Origin of the sequence: Pseudomonas sp. MF6747 (assembly GCF_963890955.1) — a bacterium.
GTDB lineage: Bacteria > Pseudomonadota > Gammaproteobacteria > Pseudomonadales > Pseudomonadaceae > Aquipseudomonas.
Genome location: NZ_CAWPSZ010000005.1, coordinates 132,731 through 153,086, shown reverse-complemented (window position 1 = coordinate 153,086; position 20,356 = coordinate 132,731). Strand labels below are relative to the sequence as shown.

The following is a 20,356-nucleotide window of genomic DNA, read 5'->3' as shown; positions in this document are numbered from 1 at the left end:
AACCAGCCGGCCTGCTGACGCGATGCCCACGAGCACGAGGCTCAAGGGGCACTCATTGCCATCAAAGAGCTGGCAGCACCGCGTCAAATACCAGCGGCATGACACTGGTGTAGTTGCCACGCTGAGTCGCCGAAGGTTTGGCGGCGTCGATACGCAGTACGGCGCCCAGGCCCGGCGTGGCATCAGCTTCGTTGACAACTTCCTGAGGCGTGCCACTGAGCACCACACCATTCAAGGTGGCGGTCAGTGGAATGTTTTGCGTGGCATCACCGTTGAACAGCACTGCCGGGCCGCCATCGATATAAGCGTGAATAGACCCGTTGGTGTTGCGCATGTCGTAGACCGCAGACAACGGCGCCAACTCGCCATTGGCCAGGTTATAGGCCATGGCCTCGTCACGGCCCCAGTTAGGGTCGCGCGGCTGCACATGGAACACGGTGGTCGGGATGCTCGCCTTGATATTGACAGTGTGATTGGCCTCACCGGCCGCGAACGCCATGGAGGACAGCGCCATGGCAGCCAAAGGGGCAGCGATTGCGAACTTCTTGAACATAGTCGACACCTGTTATTTGCATTGAGATATATCGCTGAACGTTGAACACCAGACACGGCACAACGTGCGAAGGGCATTACGCGCTTATCAGTGTTTGAAAAGCACCGTAATGATCACGCAATTCAAATAACCAGGATGCCCGCCATTTCTTATACGCCTGTGGCTTTAATTAATAATGTTTGAGGGAAAAAGATGGCACATTGCCAAAACTTTTAATTGATCCGTAAGAACAGGACTACACGTCTATATTCGCAACTTAACTGTGGAATAAAAGTCCGTCAGAACAGTACCACAACAGTCATGTTGTGGATAAACATCGACACTTAAAAAGTTGAGCATTAACGCTACTTGTCATTCACACCTCTGGCCGCTGTCTTGAAAAGACCAGACCGCTGGCCACCGACCGTTGGTCGCCTCAGTCTTTCGCCGATCAAAGATATATCTTACGTTGTATCTTAACCAAAGCGGAGAAAGCGAAAATGAGAGAGCATCCCCACCAACGCGACCACGGTGATGGCCGTGACGGTTTTGAAAAACGCCCCGGCCGCGAACGCGGTGGTCGTGGTCCACGCGTGTTTGCCCCTGGCGACCTGAAATTGCTGCTGCTGGCCTTGATCGGCGAACAGCCCTGCCACGGCTACGACCTTATCCGTCAGATCGAAGGCCTGTTCGACGGCGCCTACAGCCCCAGCCCCGGCGTGATCTACCCGACCCTGACCTTTCTTGAAGAAAGCGAATTGGTGACCGGCGATACCGAAGGTGGAAAAAAACGCTACACAATTACCGACGCTGGTCGTCTTTCCTTAAGTGAGCAGGCGATTGCCCTGGAAGGCGTGCGCATGCGCATCGACGTCAGCAAACGCTCGCTGCGCGGCCATGATCGCCCGCCCGAAATCCATGAGGCGGTGCACAACCTGCGCCATGCCTTGCAGCTGCACCACGGGCGCTGGAGCCCGGAAGAAATCGCGCGTGTCGCGGCACTGCTCAACAGCACCGCTCAAGCCATTGTCGACGGCCCGGCCGTTCAACCAGTCCAGGGGAAAGCTCAATGAATACGCAAGCCATCCATCGCGTCACCCACGAGATCAAGCGCCGCCGCCTGGAAGTGCTGCGCGTGACCGACATCACCCCGCGCATGCGCCGCATCACTCTGGGTGGGCCCGAGCTGGCAGGTTTTATCAGCCTGGGCAGCGACGACCACATCAAGCTGCTGTTCCCGCAGAACGCCGCCGAACAGGCCGCGCTGGAAAGCCCGAACTTCAGCATCAAGGGCGAGGGCCCACAACCGGCCATGCGCGACTACACGCCACGGCGTTTCGACCTGAGCACCGGTGAACTGGACATCGACTTCGTGCTGCACGGCGATGGCCCTGCCTCTACCTGGGCCGAGCAGGTGCAGGTCGGCCAGCACCTGTACATCGGTGGGCCACGCGGTTCGATGATCGTGCCGGATATGTTCGACAGTTACCTGTTGATCGGCGATGAAACCGCCCTGCCCGCCATCGCCCGGCGCCTGGAAGAATTACCGGCGGGCCGCAAGGTGCTGGCAGTGATTGAAATCGCCAATGCCGCAGAACAGCAAGTGCTGAACAGTGCCGCCGATGTGCAAGTGATCTGGGTAATACGCGGCCAGGACGACCTGCTAGAGACCGTTCGCACACTGACGCTGCCGAGCGGCTCGCTGTACAGCTTCGTGGCGACGGAAACCAAGCTGTCGCGCCAAGTGCGCCGCGTGCTGCTGGACACGCATCAGGTCAATGAAGCGTTTCTCAAGGCTGTGGGTTACTGGCGTGCAGACGGCAGCGAAGAAGAGTAAGCCGATCGAGGTCGAAACGGTGGGCGCGGACTTGCCCGCTCCCACCCTTAGGTTCGCGGCGGCTTTAAGCATTTATCCAGCCCCACCACTGCCAATGAAATCCCGATAAACCCCGCCAGAATCCCCCCGGCATTCACAAACACTTGTGGATAACCGAGCGTGTCCACATCAATGAACGGGTACTGATACTGCCCGAGCAAATGCCCGCGCAGCAGCACATAGCCGAAGTACACCAACGGGTAGATCACCCAGGCGCCGATGTGGTTGAAACGCAACGTGCCCTTGGGCACACACCGCCACCAATAAATCACAAACAGCACCGGCATGACGTCATGCAGCAATTCATCGGCGACGAACTGAAAACCTGTGGGGCTCCACAAATGCCGCAGCAGCAAGCTGTACGCCAGGCTCACCACGACGATGCTCGCAGCAATCGCGCTACTGACCCTGGGCGCCAGAAAAAACCGCTTGGCGGCTGAATCCCGACTGACCAGCGCATAGCTGAGCACCACCACCACCAACGTGTTGGTCAGCACCGTGAAGAAACTGAAAAAGTTGATCAACCCGCCCAGCAGGCTGGCGCCCGCGGTCCAGCGCGAATAGAAAATCAGGTATTGCTGAATCGCCAACCCTACCCAGCCGGCCAGTGCCGCAGCCGCGATGAAACGCTTCATGGGCTCAGTCCAGTGGGCGTTTGGTACGCATCAGCTTCACGTACAACCCTTCGACTTTCTCCCGCGCCCATGGGGTTTTGCGCAGGAACGTCAGGCTCGACTTGATGCTCGGATCGCTCTTGAAGCAGCGCACATCAATGCGTTCGGCCAGGCCTGCCCATTCGTAGTGTTCCACCAGGGTGGTGAGGACGTGTTGCAGGGTCACACCGTGGAGCGGGTCGTTGCTTGTCGCGGTCATGCCGGGCCTTTTGCACTAAGAGGAAACACAGCCGCGCACCTTAGCCGACGGGGCGTACAGGTGGAAGCACTGCATTGAATATAGACCCTGGAGAAAAGTTCCCCTTTTCAGCGAAAAAAGAGATGTTATATTGTAACTATAAATATCAAAAGTAACTGACCCGATACCGTTTCAGCCTTCTCTTTTTTGTGCCGTTTTGCCAAGGAATGTTCGATGTCCCTCTCTTCTCTCTGGCGCTTGACCCCACTTGCCGCCGCTGCGCTGATCTGCTCCGAAGCCCACGCCCTGGAACTGCAACCCCAAGTCATCACCGGCAATCCATTGGGCAGCGAACAGCTCGCCTCACCGACCACAGTGCTGGAAGGTGATGACCTGACCCTGCAACAAAAAGGCAGCCTCGGCGAAACCCTGAACAAGCAACCGGGCGTGTCCTCGTCCTACTTCGGCCCGGGTGCCAGCCGGCCGATCATTCGGGGCCAGGATGGCGACCGCATTCGTATCCTGCGCAACGGGGTGGGCGCGCTGGATGCCTCGTCACTGTCCTACGACCACGCCGTGCCGCTGGACCCGGTCAACGTCGAGCGCATTGAAATCGTGCGCGGCCCGGCCGCCCTGCTGTACGGCGGCAGCGCCATTGGCGGCGTGGTCAACACCTTCGACAACCGCATCCCCACCGAGGCCATCGAAGGCATCCACGGTGCCGGTGAATTGCGCTACGGCGGCGCCGACACCACCCGCAGCAGCGCCGGCAAACTGGAGGCCGGCAACGGCTCCTTCGCCTTGCACCTGGACGCGAACGCGCGGGAATTCAACGACCTGAAAATCCCCGGTTTTGCGCGCAGCCGCCACGCCCCGGACACCGAAGATGGCCCCGGCAAAAATGGCCGCCTGGGCAACAGCGACGGGCGCCAGGACGGTGGCGCGGTGGGTGGTTCCTACACCTGGGACGACGGCTACGCCGGCCTGTCCTACAGCAACTACGATGCAAACTACGGCTCACCTGCCGAGCAGGACGTGCGCATCCGCATGAAGCAGGATCACTACGCCTTCGCCTCCGAAATCCGCGACCTGCAGGGCCCGTTCACCTCGGTGAAACTCGACGCGGGCTACACCGACTACGAACATCGCGAAATCGAAGGCGGCGAAACCGGCACGGTGTTCAAGAACAAGGGTTACGAGGCGCGCGTAGAAGCTCGCCATCAGCCGATTGGCCCATTCGATGGCGTGGTCGGCGCGCAAGTGACCCGCAACGAATTCTCGGCCCTGGGCGAAGAAGCCTTCGTGCCGCAGACCGACACCAACGCCGGCGCCCTGTTTATCCTCGAAGACATGCAGGCCACCGAGCGCCTCAAACTCAGCCTCGGCGCTCGCCTGGAACACACCAGCGTCGACCCGGACGCCAAGGGCAATGCGCGCTTCGCCAATGCGGATAAAACCAATGACTTCACCGCCGGCAGCCTGTCGTCCGGCGCCGTGTACAGGCTCACGCCGGTCTGGTCGCTGGCCGCGACCCTGGGCTACACCGAGCGCGCGCCGACCTTCTACGAGCTGTACGCCAACGGTGCCCACGTCGCCACCGGCACTTATGAGTTGGGCGATGCCAACCTGAAAAAAGAAAAAGCCGTGTCCAGCGACTTGGCGCTGCGTTTCGACAATGGCACCCACAAGGGCAGCTTCGGGGTGTTCTACAGCCGCTTCTCCAACTACATCGGGCTGCTGGGCACCGGACGTACGCTGAACGATGACGGCGAAGAGGACGCGGGCGGCATCCCTGAGTACAGGTACTCGGGCGTGCGTGCACGTTTCGCAGGTTTCGAAGCCCAGGATCACTGGAAACTCGGCGAAAGTGCCTACGGCAAGTTTGCGCTGGAGCTGTCAGGCGATTACACCCGCGCAACCAACCTGGACACCGGCGAAGCCTTGCCGCGTATCGCGCCGCTGCGCTTGAACAGCGGTTTGCTGTGGGAACTGGACCGCTGGCAGGCGCGGATCGACGTCGAACATGCGGCAGGCCAGGGGCGTGTGCCGAGTAACGAGAGCGGTACCGATGGCTACACCACCCTGGGCGCGAGCGCGGGTTATCACTTCAACGTCGGCGCCAGTCAGTGGCTGGCGTTCGTCAATGGCGAAAACCTGACCAACCAGACCGTACGCTATGCCAGCTCGATCCTGCGCGATATCGCACCGGCGCCGGGGCGCAGTGTGCAATTTGGTGTGCGTACCACTTTCTGACGCCCCCTTTGGGATCGGTTTTGTAGCAAAAGTGCTTCCTGTGGCGAGCGGGCTTGCCCCGCGTTGGGCTGCGAAACGGCCCTGAAATCAGTCAATGAGCTGTACCTGATACACCGCATTTCTCATTGATCAGGGCCGCTTCGCGCCCCAACGCGGGGCAAGCCCGCTCGCCACGACAAACCAGCACGCCACCCTCTCAATCCAACTTGGGAATTGGGGTTGCGCAGCCATTTTTGCAGCGACGTTCTGTCACTGTTACCAGAACTGAAATGATGCATCTCTCGATTTAGCCTTTCTCAATTCGAGAAGGCGCTTTATCCTTGCCGCAACAAACTGAAACGTTTCATGCCTGCGGTCGATCCCACCTTGCCGAACTTACCCCTCTTCAGAGACAGCGCTGTCTTATACCGACCTGCGCACGGGAATAAATCGCCCGCCTGTGGATAACCCTCTTATCCCCAGAAAAACCAAATTAACGCTGAACCAAGCCCGCGCCGAATCGTCATCTACAGTGAAGCACGGGGTTACATAATTCCAACGTCACGGAGAAACACACTATGAGCACTGATGGTGCTTCAAGCCCAAGCCGCCTGCTGCCCAGGCTGCTGGGGATCTTGCTGCTGATCATGGGGCTGGCCTTGCTGGCCGGCGGCGTCAAGCTGAGCATGCTCGGCGGGTCGCTGTACTACCTGCTGGCCGGTATTGGCATCGCCCTCACCGGCGTTTTGCTGCTGGCCACCCGCCGCGCTGCGCTGGGTCTGTACGCACTGGTGCTGTTCGCCAGCACCGTGTGGGCACTGTGGGAAGTCGGCCTGGATTGGTGGCAACTGGTGCCGCGCCTGGCCCTGCTGTTCGCCTTGGGCATCGTCTTGCTGCTGCCGTGGTTTCGCCGTCCGTTGCTGCGCGGCCAGCCTGCGCCGCTGGGCACTGGCGCGCTGAGCGTGGCCGTGGTGCTGGCGGGCGCTGCCGCCCTGGCCAGCCAATTCACCAACCCGGGTGAAATGGTCAAGACCGGTCAGCTCGACCGCGACGCCGTGCCTGGCATGGCCAGCGCTGCACCGGCCCAGGCCGATGGCGACTGGAACTCCTACGGTCGTTCGGCCTTCGGTGATCGTTACTCGCCACTGGCGCAGATCACCCCGGAAAACGCCCACAAGCTGGTACCGGCGTGGACCTTCCGCACCGGCGACATCCCTGGCCCAGGCGATCCCGGTGAAACCACCGCAGAAAACACCCCGCTGAAAGTCAACGGCATGCTCTACGTGTGCACGCCGCACAGCCAGGTGATTGCCCTGGACCCGGACACCGGCAAGGAAATCTGGCGTTTCGACCCGAAGATCAGCACCGAAGGTGCCGCGAACTTCAAAGGGTGGGCGCACATGACCTGCCGTGGCGTGTCGTATCACGATGACGCCGTGTACGCTTCCGAGCAAAGCCCTACCGGCAGTGCCAGCACCGCTCCGGTCAGCGCCGTCTGCCCGAAACGCATTTTCGTACCGACTGCCGACACCCGTCTGATCGCCCTGGATGCCGACACCGGCAAAATGTGTGAAGACTTCGGTGACAAAGGCCAGGTCGACCTGCGTGCCAATATCGGCAGCTTCGCCCCAGGCGGTTATTACTCCACCTCGCCACCGGCCGTGACCAAGAACCTGGTCGTGATCGGCGGTCACGTGACCGACAACGTTTCCACCGACGAGCCTAGCGGCGTGATCCGCGCGTTCGACGTGCACACCGGCAAGCTGGTGTGGAACTGGGACAGCGGCAACCCGGACGACACCACCCCGTTGGCCGAGGGCAAGACCTACACCCGCAACTCGCCGAACATGTGGTCCATGTTCAGCGTCGATGAAAAACTCGGCATGCTCTACCTGCCGATGGGCAACCAGATGCCGGACCAATACGGCGGCGACCGTACCGAAGATTCGGAAAAATACAGCGCCGGCCTGACTGCTCTGGACATCGACAGCGGCCACGTGAAGTGGACCTTCCAGTTCACTCACCATGACCTGTGGGACATGGACGTGGGCGGCCAGCCTAGCCTGATCGACATCAAGACCGCACAGGGCGTCAAGCAAGCGGTAATGGCTTCGACCAAGCAAGGCAGCATCTACGTGCTGGACCGCACCAATGGTCAGCCTGTGGTGCCGATCAACGAAATCCCTGTACCGCAAGGCGCAGTGGCCGGTGATCACACCTCCCCTACCCAACCGAAGTCCGACCTGAACTTCATGCCGCCGCCGTTGAAAGAACGCGACATGTGGGGCGTGACACCGTTTGACCAGATGCTGTGCCGGATCGATTTCAAATCCATGCGCTACGACGGCCCGTTCACCCCGCCATCGCTGCAAGGCTCGATCGTTTACCCAGGCAACTTCGGCGTGTTCGACTGGGGTGGCATTTCCGTCGACCCGGTTCGCCAGATTGCCTTCGTGAACCCGAGCTACATGGCGTTCAAATCGAAACTGATCCCGGCTGCCGACATTGCCAAGCAAGGTCCACGCGTCAGCGAAACCGAAGGCGTACAGCCGAACAAAGGCGCGCCGTACGGCGTGATCCTCGAAGCGCTGCTGTCGCCTCTGGGCCTGCCGTGCCAGGCTCCGGCGTGGGGTTATGTGGCGGCGGTCGACCTGACCAACCACCAGACCATCTGGATGCACAAGAACGGCACCGTGCGCGACAGCTCGCCGGTTCCAATCCCGCTGACCATGGGCGTGCCTAGCCTGGGCGGGACATTCACCACCGCCGGTGGCGTGTCCTTCCTCAGCGGCACCCTCGACCAGTACCTGCGTGCCTATGACGTGAAAAACGGCAAGCAGCTGTGGGAAGGCCGCCTGCCAGCAGGCGCGCAAACCACACCGATGACCTACACCGGCAAGGACGGCAAGCAGTACGTGCTGGTCATGGCTGGCGGTCACGGCTCGCTGGGCACCAAGCAGGGTGACTATGTGATGGCGTTCAAACTGCCGGACTAAGTGTTAACCCGCGGTAAAACAAAGGCGGCTACCTGATGGGTAGCCGCCTTTTTTTGTGTCCATGTTCACTCAATGTGGGAGCTGGCTTGCCTGCGATGGCGGTGCAACAGAAACAGATTTTTTGACTGCCACGCCGCCATCGCGGGCAAGCCCGCGCCCACAGGGTTCAGGGGTGTTCAGGCGAGGGGGTTTACAGGGCAACCCGCTCTCGCCGCATCCACATCTCAAACGCCATGGCATTCAACGGCTTGCTGATCAGGTGACCCTGCGCCGTGTCGCACTTCCACTGCCTGAGCAGCTTCAGGCTGGGCTCGAACTCCACACCTTCGGCCACCACCTTGAGCCCCAGGTTGTGGCTCATTTCGATGGTCGAACGCACAATCACGCCGTCTCCGCTGGCGCTGTCGAGGTTGCGGATGAACGACTGGTCGATCTTCAATTCCTGCACCGGCAAACGCTGCAACTGCGCCAGGGATGAATAGCCGGTGCCGAAGTCGTCCACCGACAGGCTGATGCCACAGCTGCGCAATTGCTCCAGCACGCTGAGCGCCTGTTGCGGGTTGTGCATAATCGCGCTCTCGGTGATCTCGAAGGTCAGTTGTTGCGCCGCGACGCCGTATTGCATCAGCAAGGCGGTGACGCGAATGGCCAGGTCGTCATCGGCCAGGTCGTCCACCGAAATGTTGACCGACAGTTGAATGTGCAAACCGCGCCCTGCCCACTCGGCGATCTGCCGGATCGCCTCCTCGATCACCCACAGCGTCATGCTGCGCATGCTGCCGGTGCGTTCGGCCAAGGGAATGAATTCGGCGGGCGACACCTGGCCCAGCGTCGGATGCTGCCAGCGCAGCAAGGCTTCCGCCTGGCGTACGTGGCCATGAATTAGGTCGAGTTTGGGCTGGTAGCACAGGAACAATTCGCCTTCGACGACCGCGCGGCGCAGGTCGCGGATCAGCGTGATCTGGCGCTGGTGCGCCAGGTCGCGGTCTTGCTGGTAGATCTGCAGATGCCCGGACAGGCTCGCCGCATCATGCCGGGCGATGGCGGCGCGGCTGATCAATTCTTCGACCTGCTGGCCGTCGGCCGGGTAGGCGGCAATGCCGATGCTGACTTCATGCCGCACTTCGTCGTTGCCGATGCGCTGGGGCTCGGTGAGCAGCGCATACAGGCGGTCGGCGCGGGCGACCGCGCGATCGATCTCGGTGTTTTCCAGCAACAGCAAAAACTCGCTGCCGGCGATCCGCGCGGCGGTGTCACTGGCCAACAGGCACATGGACAGGCACCGGCTGGCCTCACGCAACATTTCTTCCACGCCCTGCGGCCCGAAGCCTTCGTTGATCACCCGGTAATTTTCAATCCCCAGGTACAGCAACACCACCGGGCGCTGTGCACTGATCGCACTGCCCAGACGCTCCATGGCCAACGCGCGATTGGGCAGGCCGGTGAGCGGATCATGCAGGGCGTTATGGGCCAGCTGCCGCTCGCGCACGGCGATGCCGCTTTGCATTGCATTGAAGGCCTGGGCCAGCAAGCCGAATTCATCGTGACTGCGCACCCGTACCGGTGTTCGATAATCACCGGCCCCAATCCGCTCGGCCGCTTCCACCAGGGCGTTGAGCGGGCGTGACACGCGGCGCGCCAGCAACAACGCGGCGGCCAGCGACACCAACAACACCGCCAGGGCGATGCCGAGGAACTGCCGGTCCAGCGGCGCAAAAGACTCAAGCGCATGGTCCAGCGGGCTCTGCAGCAACACGCGCACCTCATCGCCCTCGCCGGTGTTGGCCAGCGGCAGCACCTGGCTGAGCACGCGTTGCCCATAGAACAGGTTGATCTGCGCATCGGGGTTGAGGGGCGCCTGGTGCAGCGTATCGATGATGGTGGCCCGGTAGGCCTCTGGCTGGGTGCTGAACAACTCGCCGACCTGGCCGTTCTGCACGCTGAGGAACGACACTTCAAGGTTGCTCATGGAACGCAGTTCGTTGGCGAACAGCTTGTCCATGGGAAAGCCCATCACCACGCGGGCGATGGGCTGCGGGTCGAGGACGACATCCTGCACAAGCAGATAGGGCTGGCCGTCCATCGCGACGATAAGCATCTGCAAGCCGCTGCGTCGCGCATGACGCAAGGCCTCGTCGTATGGGAATAGCTGGCCGTGTGTCAGCACCGGCAAGGTACTGACCATCACCTTGCCATCCAGGCCCAGCACAAACACTTCGCTGGAACGCAGGCCGGTGCCATGCCGTTGCAGCGCGGCCATCACCGTTTCGGGGTTGCCCTCGGCGACCGCCAGTTTGAAGGGGCCGTCGGCGGTGAGCCAATCCAGCCCGTATTGCAGACGACGCCCGCGCAGGTCGAGCAAACGTTCGAACACTTGGCTGCCGGTGCTGAGCTGAACCTGGGCCTGGTTCTCCACGGCGCGGGTGGTGGCGGCCTTGACGGCGAAGTAGGTCGCGGCCACGACCACCAGCAGCAATAGCGCCAACACCCCGGCAATGCGGGTCTGAAATGTGTGGCGCCACTTCATTGCCGTGGCCTCTGGCAGCACGCGCCTCTCTGTGCCGATCCGTCCCTTTGTCATACGCATTCCCGGCGGCTGCTGACCTGGCGTCAAAAAAACATCCGTTTTTAATGAATGGTTGGTTCAAGCAGATTAGCTGGGGGCTGGGATATGTACACCCAACAAGGACGGGGATGTGCCTGTCAGTTTATTGGCGGCAAACGCTTGGCTTGAAGGGCTGCAGGGGCATTGGCCCTGAGGGAATGACGGGGCGTACTGATCACACACGTGCGCGCATGAAGTCCCCCCACCGCCGCACCAGATAATTGTGCTCATCCATCACCGAGTTCCACACCGCAATGTGGCCCATGCGCTGCTCATAGGAGCCACCATCGCGCACCTCGCCGACGTCGATCAACGGCAAGCCATCACTGCCGAGCAGCTCCTCACGGGCGGGCTTGCCGGCATACCAGTAATCCCACTCGGCGCTGCTCAAATGATCGCGCGTGCGCGCCGGGTTACCGATGTAATAGCCCTGACGCGCCATCACCGCCCCCGGCCAGCCGGATAACCACCAATTGAGATAAGCATAAGCCGCATCCAGCACCGGCCCCTGGGCATGGCGCGACAACGACAACCCACCAAACCATCCGCGGTACCCTTCACGGGGCACCGCCAGCCGATACTTCACGCCTGCCCGGTGCAAGCGCATCAGGGTCGGCGACCACAGACTCTGGATATCAATGCTGGGGCTCAGCATCAACTGCGCGGCCTCTTCATCATCCGACCAGAACGCCGCAAAGTGCCCCTCCTTCTGCTTGCGCACCAGAATGTCAGCCAGTACATCGATCTCTTCGATGCTCATATTGCCGATGTCCCTGAACTGCGCCAGCCCTGCCCCCTGCACCGCCAATGCGGCATCCAGCGCGCCAATCGCGGCATCGCTTTGCAGCGCAGTGCGCGCGCTCCAGGCCGGGTCGAGCAGCCAGCCCCAGCTTTCATTGCCGTGGCTGAAGCCTTCGGGCAAACGCTCCGGGCGGTAGGCAAAACTGTCGGCGTTATGGGTCAACGGCAGCATGCTGATGCGCTCGGTGACGCTGCTGCCGAGGCTGCCGTCGTGCTGCACGAACAGGCGCTCGCTGGGTACGCTGCCGCTGCCCAACCGGTCATTGGCCGACAAGCGACCCCGTTTGGGCAAGTCATTGATCTCGTGCCACAAGGCGATGCGCCGCGTGTCGATAGGCTGGATCGCCCGCGCCGGCCAGACGAAATCAACGTTGTGAAACCATTGGTCGTAGAGGTCGTAGCTGTCGGGTTGCATCACGGCGATGCGCTGCGCCTGCGCCACGTCGTGCACCTGATAGACCAGGCGAATACCCAGCTCTTTTTCGGCGCGAACGCGCAAGCATTCCAGCAGGGTCACGGACGTACCGAGCACACGTAATGTGATCATGCTGCCAAGCGCCGTGAGAACACCTCGAACGAGCGCCGCAACAGCGCCGGGTCGAGGCCGCGCAGGATAAACACCAGCCGCGACTGGCGGTCGGTGCCGGGCCACGCGGGCAAGTGCACCGGGGCGTGCAGGCAATGCTGCACGCCATGAATGACGATGGGAGCCGAGCTTGCGTTCACGTTGAGCAGTCCTTTGACGCGAAGGATTCGTTCGCCGTGGCATCTTAACAGTATCGACAACCAGACCCCGAAACCGACCCAGTCCAGCGGTTGGTCAAAGGTCAGGCAGCATACTTGCGCCGCGCCGTGGCGGGCCGTGGTGGTTTGATGCAGCTGCCAGCGGCTGACTTCAACGGCCGGTTCGGCGCTGCGCAAGCCTTCGCCAAGCAGCAACTGATCGCCGCTGTGAACCTCATGGGTGTCAAGAATCGGCGTCCCAGCATTGAGTGCCCGCAAATGCGCGCGCAGTGCTTCACAATCGCCGGCCAAGTCGGTCTTGCTCAGCAGCAGACGGTCGGCTGCCGCAACCTGGGCCAGCCATTCCGGGTGCAGGCGCTCTTGCAACGTGGCGTGACTGGCATCGACCAGCGTGATCACCAGGCCGATATGAAAACGCCCGCGCAGTTGCACATCGTTGTTCAGCGTGGCCAGGATCGGCGCCGGATCGGCCAGGCCGGTGGTCTCCAGGATCACCCGCTTGAACGCCGGAATTTCACCGCGCTCGCGCCGTTGCAACAGGCCGAGCAATGCATCTTTGAGCTCGCCGCGAATCGAACAGCACACGCAGCCGCTGGGCAGCAGCACGGTGTCCGGCGCAACTTCTTCCACCAGCAGATGGTCGATGCCGACATCGCCGAATTCGTTGATCAGCAACGCGGTGTCACCGAGGCTTTCGCCTTGCAGCAAGCGTTTGAGCAAGGTGGTCTTGCCGCTGCCAAGGAAACCGGTGATGACATTGAGAGCGATGCTCATGATGACTCCAGGTGATCAAGCAAGCGGGGATCGAGCGGATCCAGCGAGCGGCCAAGCATGTTTTCCGCCGCCTGCCAGAGTTGATCCAGGCCACTGGCTAATTCCTGTTTGCCGGTGGCGCCCAACAGCAGGTAAGACGCGCCCTGGAAGTCTTCGACCTTGAGCCGGAATACCGCCAGCACCTGGTTGATCGCGGCGATCCGGCGCAAGCGTTCGCGGCGCCGTGGCAGTTCATCGCCCAGAGGGTCGCTCCAGTGCAGGTCTTCACCGAGCAAGCCGCAGAGTCCGCACATGGCTACACCTCGCTCATGGCATGACATCGCCGGAGTTCGGGCCCAGCGTCTGGCCTACGAACAGGTTGCCGCCCGGCTCACTGGCCAGCAGCACGGCGGTGGGCGCCACCTCATCGGCCAGGCCGAAACGGCCCAGGGGCAACTCGGCCGCCTTGGCCTGCTTCCAGGTGTCGCTGATCCCACCCACCAATGGTGTTTCAATTGGGCCGGGCGCAATGGCGTTGACCAGCACATTGTCCTTGGCCACTTCCAGCGCCAGCGATTTGGTGAACCCGATCACGCCAGCCTTGGCCGCAGCGTAATGGGTCAGTTCAGCGCCGCCCTTGATGCCCAACTGCGAGGCGACATTGATGATCCGCCCCCAGCGTTGCGCCAGCATGTGCGGCAAGGCGCGCTGGCTGGCGATGAACACGCTGGTGAGGTCAACGCGCAGCATGTCGTTCCACATCTCGATGGAGAGGTCGACGCAACGCGCCTGGGTGAGCATGCCGGCATTGTTGACCAAAATATCGATACCGCCGAAGTGCTCGACACAGCAGTCGACACTGGCCTGGGCGCCTTCGACAGTGCCGACGTCGGCCAGGCACTCGAACACCTCGGCGCCGAGATTGCGGCAAGTGATGGCGGTTTCGGCAAGGCCGGCGGCGTTGCGGTCGGCCAGCAACAGCCGCGCGCCTTCGGCGGCGTAGGCGCGGGCGATGGCAGCACCGATGCCGCTGCCGGCGCCGGTGATGACGGCGCGTCGATTATTCAGTTGAGGCATACAAAATCTCCTAAAACAAACACGGTCCCTGTGGGAGCTGGCTTGCCTGCGAAAGCGGTGGATCAGTCAGTACATGTGGGGCTGAAACTCCGCTATCGCAGGCAAGCCCGCTCCCACATTTTTTTGCACCGCGTGCGGTCAGTCAGGCCAGCGCACGGTCAAGCCACCGTCGATGACGATGCTCTGTCCGGTCAGATAACTCGATGCCTCAGTGGTCAAAAACTGCACCAGCGAGGCCACCTCATCCGCCCGCCCTACGCGGCCCAATGGAATCGCGCGCGCCGCCTTCGCCAACCCTTCAGACCCCAGCGAGTTCTTCGCATCCAACGACTGCGGCGTCTCGATCAACCCCGGAATCACCGCATTGCAACGGATACCCAATGGCGCCAACTCCACCGCCAGCGACCGGCACAACCCCGGCACGCCGGCCTTGGCCGCCGCGTAATGGCTGTGCTCCTGCCAGCCATACACGCCACCGGCAATCGATGAAATCGCTACCAGCGCGCCGCCCTCGCCCATATGCCGGGTGGCCGCGCGAAAGGTGCGCATCACCCCCGTCAGGTCAACGTTGAGCATCTCGTTCCACAACGCATCGGTCATCTCCAACAAGGGTGCGCGACGCAGCAACCCGGCATTGGCCACCGCGTAATCCAGGCGGCCAAAATGCTGCACGGCTTGCGCGGCCAGTGCGTCTACCGAGGCGGTATCGCCCACGTCCAGCGGTAGCATCAGGCACTCACCACCGGCTTCTTCCACCCGCGCTACGGTGGAGTGCGGGTCGTGCGGGTCGGCCGGGTAATACCCGCCCACCACCGCCACGCCATTGCGCGCATAGGCCACGGCCAGGGCTTGGCCGATGCCGCTGGCGGCACCGGTAATCAGGGCAACTTTACGGCTCATCTCACACTCCTCACTGAACGGTTTCCGGGCGCACATGGCGCGCGGCAAACATCAGCGCACCGGACAAAAAGCACGGCAGCGCGCCGAACCACAGCGCGGCGGTCTGCCAGTCGCTGCCGGCGGACAACACCTGCGTGGCGCCGAAACCGGCCACCACCGCTCCAATCGGGCCCATGGCATGAATGATCGCGCCACCGGTGGCGCGGATGCTGGTGGGGAAACTCTCGCTGATAAAAAACAGCGCCGCCGAGTACGGCCCGATCAGGAAGAACAGGCCCAGGCTGTAGAGCCCCACCACCATCGCCATATTGCTTGGCCCAAACAGCATCCCGGCGAACGCCAGGCCGCCGAGCATCCAGCCCAGACCGATGACATTGCGACGGCCGATTTTGTCGCCCATCCAGCCATGACTCAGGTAACCGCAGTACCCCACCAGGTTCGACAGCACGAGGATGATCAGCGAGTTCTCGAACGAGATATGGTGCACGCTGACGATCACCGAAGTCCCCAGCACGCTGAACACCTGGATGGCCGCCCAGTTGAGCAACAGCGCGGCGCCGATCACCAGCGTGGCGCGCCGGGCCGGGCCACGGAAGGCGGCTTTGAGGCCGGCCTTGCTGTGTTCGTCATAGTCCACGCCGTAGGTCACGGCGACGTTCTGCGCCTCTTTCACGGCGCCACTTTTACGCAGCTCGCTGATGCGCTGGTGAACCTGGAACTGCGGGCTCTCCTTGAGCTTGCGCGCCATGATCGCAATCACGATGGCCGGGATGGCGGCAAAGATGAAGCAACCCTGCCAGCCGATGATCGGCAACAGCAGCGCGGTCAACCCGGCGGCGATCAACGCACCGACCGGCCAGCCGCCCTGCACCAGGCTGTAGATAAACCCGCGCCGCTTGGTCAGGCGCGGGTCTTCAGAGGCGCCATACAGCTCGCTCAAATACGTGGCGTTGACGGTTTCCTCGGCATAGCCCAGGCCGCCCAACGAGCGGATCAGAATCAGCGGCGACTTGCCCCACGCTCCGCCGATCGCGGTGAGTGCCGAGCACAGTGCGGAACCGGCCACGGTGAAAATAATGCCTTTGCGCCGCCCCAACTTATCGACGACGGGGCCAATGGCAAAGGCAACCACCGCTGTGCCCACCGCCACCCAGGTCGCGATTTCAGCTTGCTCCACCTCACCCCAGCCGAAATGCCGGCCGATCTCCGGCAACAAGGTGCCGAAGAGGATGAAGTCATACACCGCAAACACCCAGGCGAAAAACGCGATCCAGGTGGCGAAGCGCACTTCCTGGGACGTCAGTTGCCGGGGTTTCCAGCCAGTCAGGTCAAGCTTGTTGTAGATGGACATAAATCGCGCCTCGGGGGTGTGGGCTAAGGGTCAGGAACGCGGTTGGCGGCGGATAAAGTCGTCGGCGATTTCGTCGAAAGTGACGAAGCGCACGCCGGCATGGCTCTGGATGTGTTCGATCAAGCGCTCGAGCATCAGCAGCACCTGCGGGCGACCGGACACGTCGGGGTGAATGGTCATGGTGAACACGGCGTGTTCGTGCTCGCGGTAGACCCAGTCGAACTGGTCGCGCCACATTTCTTCCAGGTGGCGCGGGTTGACGAAGCCGTGGCTGTTAGGGGCTTTCTTGATGAACATCATTGGCGGCAGGTCGTCGAGGTACCAGTTGGCCGGGATCTCCACCAGGTCGGTCTCTTCGCCGCGCACCAGCGGTTTCATCCAGGTGTCGGGGTGCTGGCTGTAGTCGATCTTGGTCCAGGTGTCGCCCTTGCGCACGTAGTAGGGGTGGAAGTCGTTGTGCATCAGGCTGTGGTCGTACTTGATGCCTTTTTTCAGCAGCAGTTCGTTGGTGACCTTGCTGAATTCCCACCACGGCGCGACGTAGCCGGTGGGGCGTTTGCCGGTGACCTGAGTGATCAGCTCGATGGATTTATCCAGGACGATTTCTTCCTGCTCGGCCGTCATCGCAATCGGGTTTTCATGGCTGTAGCCATGCACGCCGATTTCGTGACCGGCGTCGGCCACCGCCTTCATCTGCTCGGGGAAGGTTTCCATCGAGTGGCCGGGAATAAACCAGGTGGTGCGCAGGCCATAGCGTTCGAACAATTTGAGCAAGCGCGGCGCGCCGACTTCACCGGCGAACAGGCCGCGCGAGATGTCGTCCGGCGAGTCTTCACCGCCGTAGGAACCGAGCCAGCCGGCGACGGCGTCAACGTCGACGCCAAATGCACAGAGAATGTCTTTAGCCATGATGTGTCTCCTTAAATAGTCATTACGGATTCGACGGACAACGCCACGCGCAACAGGCGTGCGTCTTCTCCCGACGGGGCACTGAGCAGCAGCGCGGTGGGCAGGCCCAGGGCATCGCGGCCGCTGGGCAGGCTCACGCCAGGCATGTCGAGCAGACTGCCGGGCATGGTCAGGCGCAGGGTGGCGAGGTTGGTTTTCACGAACAGCTCGTCGTCGGCTTCCAGCGGGGCCAACGGGGGGGCGACATGGGCAACGGTCGGGGTAATCAGCACGGCGCCGTCGAGCTCGTCGACCAGTTGGTACTGCAGGCGACGGCGCGCGTCGATCAGGTGCAGCAACTGACTGGCGGGCAGTGAACGCGCGGCTTCGAGGCGGCGGCGTACGCGCGGGTCGAGCAGGTCGGCGTCGCGGCTGTCGAGCAAGGCCTCGTGCAGCGCGAAGGCTTCGAATGAGCCGAGCCAGCCGTCCTGCTTGATCAGGTTGAGCGTGGCCTGGAAGGTGGCAGACGGGCGCACCTCGATCAGCGCGCCAGCGGCCTTGATGAGGTCCACGGCGCGCAGCAGGTTATTGCGTACGGCCGGTTCGATGTCTTCCAGTGCGCCTTGCTCCAGCACAAAGCGTTGCCCCTTGAGGCTGCGGGCAACATGGGTTTGCGCGCGGCCATTGAGCAGGTCGTCGATCACCAGTGCATCGCGCACGCTGCGGGTCAGCGGGCCGAGGCTGTCGAGGGTGTGCGCCAGCGGGAATACCCCGTCGCGGCTGTAGCGTCGGCTGCTGCTGCGGTAGCCCACCACGCCGTTGAGCGCGGCCGGAATGCGGATCGAGCCGGCGGTGTCGGTGCCCATGGCGATCGGCACAATGCCGCCGGCCACGGCGACGGCCGAGCCGGATGACGAGCCACCGGGAATACGCGGTTGATCGCTGCCGTTCGGGTTATACGGCGTGCCGAAATGCGGGTTCAGGCCCAAGCCGGAATAAGCCAGTTCGCTGAGGTTGGTCTTGCCGAGACTGACCATCCCGGCGCGGCACAACAGGCCCACACTCGGCGCATCGAGCAACGCCGCTGGCGCCTCGCGACGGTAAGCGGCGCCGGCGGTCGTGATGCTGCCGGCGACATCAAACAGGTCCTTCCAGGCCAGCGGCACACCGTCGAACACGCTCAACGGTTGCCCGGCACGCCAACGGGCGGCGGCAGCTTCAGCTTCGCGACGGGCGCGCTCGGCCGTCAGGGAAATAAACACTGTGGGCGCCATGCTCGCGTGCAGCAGCGCCTGTTCGAGGACTTGCACCGGGTCGCTGCGACCGCTGGCGAACGCTTCGGCCATTGATGTGGCGTCTGACATCAAGCTGCACCTCACAAAACGTACATATTAATAAAATGTACGTTTTACAAAGGCAGCTTTCGTGCCAGTCTTTGCTGCCGGCATTTGTGCACAAGCGAGTTTCGGGCCTTTAGCTACGGGCTAGATGGTTTTGTAGGAACCAAAAAGAGTGGCAAAGGCGTGGGCACAGGCCTTGAATTGAATAATGTATCTTTTATTAATAAGTACATTTTGGTGCAGAAAAGTAACAGGTTACGGCCAAGGCCCCAAAAAAGTGCCAGCACCGTGGCGCAGAGTGACAGGGGTAACTATGAGAGAATCCCCGGCCACTTTCCTACAAGCCCTTCAACTCTTTACCTAGAGAAGCAGATGAAAGCAGTGTCCGCCTCGGCCTCCCGTTACGCGATGATTCACACGCTGTTGCGGGATGCGATCGTCAACGGCACCGCCCGCCACGGGCTGGTCTTGCTGGAAGCGCCGCTGGCCGAGTTGTTCGGCACCAGCCGCGTACCGGTGCGCAAGGCGCTGGACCTGCTGCACGACGAAGGCCTGATCTGCCGCTTCAATGGCCGCGGCTACCTGATCAACCCCGAAGGCCTGGCCATGGAGCCGCTGCGCCTGCCCTTGAGCCATGCGCACCTGGGCCTCAACGGCGATGACGAGTTGGTAGACACCCGGCCGCTCGGCGAACGGATCGTCGAGGAAATCGGCGCGGCGTTGTCCACCTGCATTGCCTTCGGTCATTACCGCCTGGATGAGCAAGCCGCCGCCGACCATTACGGCGTCAGCCGCGCCGTGGTGCGTGAAGCACTGATGCGCTTGCGCGACCGTGGCCTGGTGGAAAAAGAACCCTACTACCAATGGCTGGCGGGGCCGCTGACCGCGCGCGAGGTCACCGAGGACTACGAACTGCGAGCCTGCCTGGAACCCGAAGCCCTGCGCCAGAGCGCGCCGAACCTCGACCGAGACATGCTCGAAGCCATGTTGCAGCGCGTGCTGGATGCTCAGCAAAGCCCGCAGTGCAGCCTGCAAGCCATTGAGCAGATCGAAGAGGACTTGCACCAGCGCTGCCTCGCCGGCCTGCAAAACCGCAAGATCGCCGCGCTGATTCGCCAGGGCCAGAGCCCGATGATCATCAGCCGGATTTTCTACCGGTTACTGGGGATCGGCGCCGATCCCGCCATGCTCGCCGAGCACCGCTTGATTCTGGAGCTGCTGCTGCACGGTGCATATGACGCGGCGGCGCTGAATTTGCGTGAGCATTTGCAGCGGGCACGCCAGCGCATGCTGCAACGCTTGAAGGTGTTGTCGGTGCTGCCGGAACAGCCATTGCCGGCTTATCTGCACAAAATCAGCTGACAGCGCTCGGTACACAAGGTGGGAGCTGGCTTGCCTGCGCCCACAGG

General features: G+C 62.1%; 17 protein-coding genes. 5 read left to right on the top strand and 12 right to left on the bottom strand.

The features are described 5' to 3' along the window. Positions 1–61: 61 nt before the first annotated feature. Positions 62–553 carry a CS1 type fimbrial major subunit gene (locus AACW30_RS06960; RefSeq protein ID WP_119738567.1) on the bottom strand — a complete coding sequence of 164 codons (492 nt, stop codon included), beginning with the start codon at positions 551–553 and terminating at the stop codon, positions 62–64. 479 nt (positions 554–1,032) lie between these two features. Between AACW30_RS06960 and AACW30_RS06955 the strand changes: the two genes are divergently transcribed. Together AACW30_RS06955 and AACW30_RS06950 are read left to right on the top strand one after the other, a co-directional pair. Continuing rightward, on the top strand, positions 1,033–1,605 hold the full coding sequence (locus AACW30_RS06955) for a PadR family transcriptional regulator (RefSeq protein ID WP_106579441.1): 573 nt from the start codon (positions 1,033–1,035) through the stop codon (positions 1,603–1,605). Further along, positions 1,602–2,369, top strand: a complete 768-nt coding sequence (locus AACW30_RS06950) for a siderophore-interacting protein (RefSeq protein ID WP_200624572.1) — start codon at positions 1,602–1,604, stop codon at positions 2,367–2,369. Before AACW30_RS06955 ends, AACW30_RS06950 begins: the two co-directional genes overlap by 4 nt. 47 nt (positions 2,370–2,416) lie before the next feature. Here AACW30_RS06950 and AACW30_RS06945 read toward each other — a convergent pair whose 3' ends face one another. Both AACW30_RS06945 and AACW30_RS06940 read right to left on the bottom strand, forming a co-directional pair. Beyond that, positions 2,417–3,043, bottom strand: a complete 627-nt coding sequence (locus AACW30_RS06945) for a Pr6Pr family membrane protein (protein WP_124416522.1) — start codon at positions 3,041–3,043, stop codon at positions 2,417–2,419. A 4-nt stretch (positions 3,044–3,047) separates the two neighbouring features. Continuing rightward, positions 3,048–3,281: a VF530 family protein gene (locus AACW30_RS06940; protein ID WP_048720273.1), complete on the bottom strand. Its 234-nt coding sequence runs from the start codon at positions 3,279–3,281 to the stop codon at positions 3,048–3,050. A gap of 213 nt (positions 3,282–3,494) precedes the next feature. Between AACW30_RS06940 and AACW30_RS06935 the strand changes: the two genes are divergently transcribed. Together AACW30_RS06935 and AACW30_RS06930 are read left to right on the top strand one after the other, a co-directional pair. Continuing rightward, positions 3,495–5,513: a TonB-dependent receptor gene (locus AACW30_RS06935; RefSeq protein WP_200624571.1), complete on the top strand. Its 2,019-nt coding sequence runs from the start codon at positions 3,495–3,497 to the stop codon at positions 5,511–5,513. 557 nt (positions 5,514–6,070) lie between these two features. Next, positions 6,071–8,488 (top strand): glucose/quinate/shikimate family membrane-bound PQQ-dependent dehydrogenase, encoded by a 2,418-nt coding sequence (locus AACW30_RS06930; protein WP_106579445.1) that lies wholly within the window; start codon positions 6,071–6,073, stop codon positions 8,486–8,488. Between the two features lie 190 nt (positions 8,489–8,678). Here AACW30_RS06930 and AACW30_RS06925 read toward each other — a convergent pair whose 3' ends face one another. From AACW30_RS06925 to AACW30_RS06885, 9 genes are all read right to left on the bottom strand, one after another. After that, positions 8,679–11,015 (bottom strand): putative bifunctional diguanylate cyclase/phosphodiesterase, encoded by a 2,337-nt coding sequence (locus AACW30_RS06925; RefSeq protein WP_200624570.1) that lies wholly within the window; start codon positions 11,013–11,015, stop codon positions 8,679–8,681. Positions 11,016–11,268: 253 nt separating this feature from the next. Then, positions 11,269–12,441 (bottom strand): ABC transporter substrate-binding protein, encoded by a 1,173-nt coding sequence (locus AACW30_RS06920; protein ID WP_106579447.1) that lies wholly within the window; start codon positions 12,439–12,441, stop codon positions 11,269–11,271. Further along, positions 12,438–13,412 (bottom strand): CobW family GTP-binding protein, encoded by a 975-nt coding sequence (locus AACW30_RS06915; RefSeq protein ID WP_200624569.1) that lies wholly within the window; start codon positions 13,410–13,412, stop codon positions 12,438–12,440. The genes AACW30_RS06920 and AACW30_RS06915 overlap by 4 nt, the downstream gene beginning before the upstream one ends. Then, the gene (locus tag AACW30_RS06910) at positions 13,409–13,705 is read right to left on the bottom strand and encodes a hypothetical protein (protein ID WP_200624568.1); all 297 of its coding nucleotides are present in this window, start codon (positions 13,703–13,705) and stop codon (positions 13,409–13,411) included. Before AACW30_RS06910 ends, AACW30_RS06915 begins: the two co-directional genes overlap by 4 nt. 13 nt (positions 13,706–13,718) lie before the next feature. Beyond that, on the bottom strand, positions 13,719–14,468 hold the full coding sequence (locus AACW30_RS06905; protein ID WP_169368292.1) for an SDR family NAD(P)-dependent oxidoreductase: 750 nt from the start codon (positions 14,466–14,468) through the stop codon (positions 13,719–13,721). 138 nt (positions 14,469–14,606) lie between these two features. Continuing rightward, entirely contained in the window at positions 14,607–15,368 is a 762-nt protein-coding gene (locus tag AACW30_RS06900) for an SDR family NAD(P)-dependent oxidoreductase (protein WP_200624567.1), read from the bottom strand. Between the two features lie 10 nt (positions 15,369–15,378). Beyond that, the gene (locus tag AACW30_RS06895) at positions 15,379–16,719 is read right to left on the bottom strand and encodes an MFS transporter (protein ID WP_106579452.1); all 1,341 of its coding nucleotides are present in this window, start codon (positions 16,717–16,719) and stop codon (positions 15,379–15,381) included. A gap of 30 nt (positions 16,720–16,749) precedes the next feature. Beyond that, complete coding sequence (locus AACW30_RS06890; protein ID WP_124416516.1) at positions 16,750–17,628, bottom strand: polysaccharide deacetylase family protein; 879 nt, start codon at positions 17,626–17,628, stop codon at positions 16,750–16,752. A gap of 11 nt (positions 17,629–17,639) precedes the next feature. Then, the gene (locus AACW30_RS06885) at positions 17,640–18,971 is read right to left on the bottom strand and encodes an amidase (RefSeq protein WP_200624566.1); all 1,332 of its coding nucleotides are present in this window, start codon (positions 18,969–18,971) and stop codon (positions 17,640–17,642) included. A gap of 348 nt (positions 18,972–19,319) precedes the next feature. On the opposite strand from AACW30_RS06885, the gene AACW30_RS06880 reads away from it, so the two are divergent. Further along, the gene (locus AACW30_RS06880) at positions 19,320–20,309 is read left to right on the top strand and encodes a GntR family transcriptional regulator (protein WP_200624565.1); all 990 of its coding nucleotides are present in this window, start codon (positions 19,320–19,322) and stop codon (positions 20,307–20,309) included. Positions 20,310–20,356: the final 47 nt, after the last annotated feature.